Here is a 2,417-nt window from a genome sequence, read left to right as displayed (position 1 = left end):
ACGATGGCGGCCGCCATCGCCACGCGACGCAGGCGGCGGTCGCGGGCGCGGCCACGCACCAGCACCGGGTCGAGCTCGGGTGCCACGGCCAGGTCACCCGCGAGCAGGGCGCGCAACTGCTGGGCATCCTGCCGCCAGCCCTGCACCTCGTCCGCGCGGTGGGTGTCGCGGGCCAGGTAGCGCTCGACGTGGCTGCGCCGCGTGTCGTCGAGGTGGCCGTCGACGTACGCGTGGATGTCGTGTTCGCTGGGCGGGGTCGTGGTCATTTCAGCAACCGCAGGGCAGGGGATTCGGTGGTGCCGTCGCCGAGGGCACGGAACGCGCGGCGGGCACGGGAGAGGCGCGACATGACGGTGCCGATGGGCACGCCCAGGATGCCGGCCACTTCCTCGTAGCTGAGCCCCTCGACGGTGACCCATAGCAGCAAGCTGCGTTGCTCGTCGGGCAGCGCGGCGAAGGCGGAAAGGGTGGCATGCGCCTCGGCCACCCGTTCGGCGGAGGGCCAGGTGGGCTCGTCCTCGCGGCCCAGCGCGCCCAGGAGCAGGGCGTAGCGGCTGGCACGCCTTTTCCCGTCGAGGTACAGCCTGTACAAGATGGCGAAGAGCCATGCGCGCAGACTCTCGTCATCGCGGCGCGTGGCCCACTTCGCCAGCGCGCGCTCCATCGTGGATTGCACCAGGTCGTCCGCCGCGTGCGCATCGCGCGCCAGCCACAACGCGAAGCGCCGCAGGCGCGGCAGCATCGTGCGCAGGGCGTCGTCGATATGCGGATCGGGCATGCCGGGCCTCTTGCCGGGGAAGGGTCGTAGGCAAGACGACCGTCGTGACGGAATATTCCGTTCGCAGGGAATAAAAGTCGCTGACGTGCGTCCCACCTTTGAAGCCCCGCACCGCGGGGATGGGAGAACCACCATGCAGGACCCCAGGAACCCGCGACCCCCGTCAGGCCTGGCCTGGCGCTGGGCCGTGATCGGCCTGGCCGTCGTCGGTACCGCGGCGGCCTTCGGCTATGCCGGCGGCTGGCTCACGCCCGACCGGCTCGGCCCGAAGAAAATTGTCGACCTGCTGCAGGCGAATGGCGGTGGTGCCCACCCCGGCTACCGCCGCAACCACGCCAAGGGCATCTGCGTCGGGGGCCGGTTCGAGGCCAGCGGGCAGCTCGCGCCTTTCTCCTCGGCAAAGCTGTTCGGCCAAGGCGTCAGCACACCCGTGGTCGGGCGGCTGGCCATCCCCGGCGGCAACCCGCAGGCGCCCGACAGCTCGGCGCCCATCCGCAGCTTCGCCCTGCGCTTCGACCTGCCCGACGGCGAGCAGTGGCGCACGGGCATGAACGCCATGCCGGTGTTCCCGGTATCGACGCCGCAGGCCTTCTACGAGCTCAACGTGGCCACCGCGCCCGACCCGGCCACTGGCAAGCCAAACCCTGACAAGGCCAAGGCCTTCTTCGGCTCGCACCCGGAGACCGGAGCGTTCCTGGGTTGGGTGAAGGGTGCCAAGCCACCGGCGAGCTACGTGGACGAGACCTACCTCAGCCTCAACGCGTTTTACCTGCGCGATGCGAATGGCCAGCGCCATGCGGTGCGCTGGCAGGTGGTGCCGGAAACGCCTTCGACGGGCGATGGCGGCCCCGCCGCCGGCGACACGGATTACCTCGCCGCCGACCTCAAGAAGCGCCTCGCCGCCGGCCCGGTGAAGTGGCACCTGCAGTTCGTGTTCGCCAACGACGGCGACCCGGTTGACGATGCCGCGAAGGCGTGGCCGGCGGATCGCAAGACCGTCGACGCCGGCACGGTCACCATCGATAGCTGGCAGGACCAGGCCGACGGCCCATGCCGCGACGTGAACTACGACCCGGCGATCCTGCCCAAGGGCATGGAGATCTCGGGCGACCCGATCATCGTGGCCCGCTCGGCCGCCTACGCCGAATCCTACCTGCGCCGCACCAGCGAGGAAGGCCACCTGCCCGGGACGAAAGCAGTGAAGGAGGAACAGCGATGAGCCGCTACGACACGTTCCACCCGGTGGCGCGCCTCCTCCACTGGCTCATGGCGGCCATGATCCTCGCCATGCTGTTCATTGGCGCGGGCATGGTCAGCACGCTGGCGGAAAAGCACGCCACGCTGGTGGCGATCCACCGCCCGCTCGGCATGTGCATCTTCGTGCTCGCGCTGGTGCGCCTGGGCTTCCGCCTCGTGCATCGGCCGCCACCGTTGCCCGCCGACCTGCCGGCATGGCAGAAGCTGGCGGCGACCGGATCGCACTGGCTGCTCTACGCGCTGATGATCCTCATGCCGCTCATCGGCTGGGGCATGCTCTCGGCGGGCAAGTATCCTGTGCTTATGGGCGGCGGCTTCGTGCTCCCGCCGATCCTGCCGCAAGACCCTGCGCTGTTTGCATGGTTGCGTGAAGCACACCGCT

4 protein-coding genes are annotated in these 2,417 nt (G+C 69.9%); 2 read left to right on the top strand and 2 right to left on the bottom strand.

Annotated elements, in window-relative coordinates:
* Both VI08_RS20430 and VI08_RS20425 read right to left on the bottom strand, forming a co-directional pair.
* Window positions 1–266: anti-sigma factor family protein (locus VI08_RS20430; RefSeq protein WP_045831488.1), on the bottom strand; the 266-nt coding region annotated here is incomplete at its 3' end.
* Complete coding sequence (locus tag VI08_RS20425; protein ID WP_045831487.1) at window positions 263–778, bottom strand: RNA polymerase sigma factor; 516 nt, start codon at window positions 776–778, stop codon at window positions 263–265. The genes VI08_RS20425 and VI08_RS20430, both read right to left, overlap by 4 nt.
* A 133-nt stretch (window positions 779–911) precedes the next feature.
* On the opposite strand from VI08_RS20425, the gene VI08_RS20420 reads away from it, so the two are divergent.
* Window positions 912–1,997, top strand: a complete 1,086-nt coding sequence (locus tag VI08_RS20420; protein ID WP_045831486.1) for a catalase family peroxidase — start codon at window positions 912–914, stop codon at window positions 1,995–1,997.
* Window positions 1,994–2,417, top strand: a 424-nt coding sequence (locus tag VI08_RS20415) for a cytochrome b (RefSeq protein WP_045831485.1), incomplete at its 3' end; no start/stop codon positions are given. The genes VI08_RS20420 and VI08_RS20415, both read left to right, overlap by 4 nt.

The sequence above is a fragment of the Luteibacter yeojuensis genome (genome assembly GCF_000964085.1).
GTDB lineage: Bacteria > Pseudomonadota > Gammaproteobacteria > Xanthomonadales > Rhodanobacteraceae > Luteibacter > Luteibacter yeojuensis_A.
Note: the sequence above shows the minus strand (reverse complement) of the source record. Positions and strands in the feature narration are given on the sequence as shown.